Genomic DNA, 3,186 nt, shown 5'->3' on the forward strand with positions numbered 1-3,186 from the left:
TTTAATGTCTGGCAGTTCCCTACTCTCACATGGGGAGACCCCACACTACCATCGGCGCTACGGCGTTTCACTTCTGAGTTCGGCATGGGGTCAGGTGGGACCACCGCGCTATTGCCGCCAGACAAATTCTGTTTATTCCCGTTTAAGTCTTTTATCTTAAACCAGAACATCAATCCTGAACAAGCTGCTGTGTCCTTCACCTTTCGGCTTCTCACTTTATTGAATTCAACTTCATCTCTCTAAAACACCTTCGGTGTTGTCAGGTTAAGCCTCACGGTTCATTAGTATTGGTTAGCTCAACGTATCGCTACGCTTACACACCCAACCTATCAACGTCTTAGTCTTAAACGTTCCTTTAGGACCCTTAAAGAGTCAGGGAAGACTCATCTCAAGGCAAGTTTCCCGCTTAGATGCTTTCAGCGGTTATCTCTTCCGCACTTAGCTACCGGGCAATGCCATTGGCATGACAACCCGAACACCAGTGGTGCGTCCACTCCGGTCCTCTCGTACTAGGAGCAGCCCCTTTCAATCTTCCAACGCCCACGGCAGATAGGGACCGAACTGTCTCACGACGTTCTAAACCCAGCTCGCGTACCACTTTAAACGGCGAACAGCCGTACCCTTGGGACCTACTTCAGCCCCAGGATGTGATGAGCCGACATCGAGGTGCCAAACACCGCCGTCGATATGAACTCTTGGGCGGTATCAGCCTGTTATCCCCGGAGTACCTTTTATCCGTTGAGCGATGGCCCTTCCATTCAGAACCACCGGATCACTAAGACCTACTTTCGTACCTGCTCGAGCTGTCACTCTCGCAGTCAAGCTGGCTTATGCCTTTGCACTAACCGCATGATGTCCGACCATGCTTAGCCAACCTTCGTGCTCCTCCGTTACTCTTTGGGAGGAGACCGCCCCAGTCAAACTACCCACCAGACACTGTCCGCACCCCAGATAATGGGGCCACGTTAGAACATCAAACATTAAAGGGTGGTATTTCAAGGTTGGCTCCATGCAGACTGGCGTCCACACTTCAAAGCCTCCCACCTATCCTACACATCAAGGCTCAATGTTCAGTGTCAAGCTATAGTAAAGGTTCACGGGGTCTTTCCGTCTTGCCGCGGGTACACTGCATCTTCACAGCGAGTTCAATTTCACTGAGTCTCGGGTGGAGACAGCCTGGCCATCATTACGCCATTCGTGCAGGTCGGAACTTACCCGACAAGGAATTTCGCTACCTTAGGACCGTTATAGTTACGGCCGCCGTTTACTGGGGCTTCGATCAAGAGCTTCTCCTTACGGATAACCCCATCAATTAACCTTCCAGCACCGGGCAGGCGTCACACCGTATACGTCCACTTTCGTGTTTGCACAGTGCTGTGTTTTTAATAAACAGTTGCAGCCAGCTGGTATCTTCGACTGGCTTCAGCTCCATCCGCAAGGGACTTCACCTAATGCCAGCGTGCCTTCTCCCGAAGTTACGGCACCATTTTGCCTAGTTCCTTCACCCGAGTTCTCTCAAGCGCCTGAGTATTCTCTACCTGACCACCTGTGTCGGTTTGGGGTACGATTAATGATAATCTAGAGCTTAGAGGCTTTTCCTGGAAGCGGGGCATGAGCTACTTCGCCACCGTAGTGACTCGTCATCAGACCTCAGTGTATAGTGAACCGGATTTGCCTAATTCACCCACCTACATCCTTAAACCGGGACAACCGTCGCCCGGCCAGCCTAGCCTTCTCCGTCCCCCCATCGCAATTATCACCAGTACGGGAATATTAACCCGTTGCCCATCGACTACGCATTTCTGCCTCGCCTTAGGGGTCGACTCACCCTGCCCCGATTAACGTTGGACAGGAACCCTTGGTCTTCCGGCGTGCGGGTTTTTCACCCGCATTATCGTTACTTATGTCAGCATTCGCACTTCTGATACCTCCAGCATGCCTCACAGCACACCTTCGCAGGCTTACAGAACGCTCCCCTACCCAACAATATTTACATATCGCTGCCGCAGCTTCGGTGCATGGTTTAGCCCCGTTACATCTTCCGCGCAGGCCGACTCGACCAGTGAGCTATTACGCTTTCTTTAAATGATGGCTGCTTCTAAGCCAACATCCTGGCTGTCTGAGCCTTCCCACTTCGTTTCCCACTTAACCATGACTTTGGGACCTTAGCTGGCGGTCTGGGTTGTTTCCCTCTTCACGACGAACGTTAGCACCCGCCGTGTGTCTCCCGTGATAACATTCTTCGGTATTCGTAGTTTGCATCGAGTTGGTAAGTCGGGATGACCCCCTAGTCGAAACAGTGCTCTACCCCCGAAGATGAGTTCACGAGGCGCTACCTAAATAGCTTTCGGGGAGAACCAGCTATCTCCCGGTTTGATTGGCCTTTCACCCCCAGCCACAAGTCATCCGCTAATTTTTCAACATTAGTCGGTTCGGTCCTCCAGTTAGTGTTACCCAACCTTCAACCTGCCCATGGCTAGATCACCGGGTTTCGGGTCTATACCCTGCAACTCATTCGCCCAGTTAAGACTCGGTTTCCCTACGGCTCCCCTATACGGTTAACCTTGCTACAGAATATAAGTCGCTGACCCATTATACAAAAGGTACGCAGTCACCCTGATAAATCAAGGCTCCCACTGCTTGTACGTACACGGTTTCAGGTTCTATTTCACTCCCCTCGCCGGGGTTCTTTTCGCCTTTCCCTCACGGTACTGGTTCACTATCGGTCAATCAGGAGTATTTAGCCTTGGAGGATGGTCCCCCCATATTCAGACAGGATAACACGTGTCCCGCCCTACTCGTCGAGTTCACAACACTAACACCTTCGGATACGGGGCTATCACCCTATACTGCCGGCCTTTCCAGACCGTTCTCCTGATGCTAATGCTGATTAAGACTCTGGGCTGTTCCCCGTTCGCTCGCCGCTACTAGGGGAATCTCGGTTGATTTCTTTTCCTCGAGGTACTGAGATGTTTCAGTTCCCTCGGTTCGCTTCGTTTGACTATGTATTCATCAAACGATAGTGCAACGGATTGCACTGGGTTTCCCCATTCGGATATCGTCGGTTATAACGGTTCATATCACCTTACCGACGCTTTTCGCAGATTAGCACGTCCTTCATCGCCTCTGATTGCCTAGGCATCCACCGTGTACGCTTAGTCGCTTAACCTCACAACCCGAAGGTGT

At 51.5% G+C, this 3,186-nt stretch carries 2 rRNA genes; both read right to left on the reverse strand.

Annotation, left to right across the window (positions count from 1 at the left end):
- Nucleotides 1–6: 6 nt before the first annotated feature.
- Nucleotides 7–122 (reverse strand): 5S ribosomal RNA (rrf, locus tag PR761_RS17095).
- A gap of 138 nt (nt 123–260) precedes the next feature.
- A 23S ribosomal RNA gene (locus tag PR761_RS17100) occupies nt 261–3,169 on the reverse strand.
- Between the last annotated feature and the right edge of the window lie 17 nt (nt 3,170–3,186).

Origin of the sequence: Providencia sp. PROV210, from assembly GCF_028479445.1 — a bacterium.
GTDB lineage: Bacteria > Pseudomonadota > Gammaproteobacteria > Enterobacterales > Enterobacteriaceae > Providencia > Providencia rustigianii.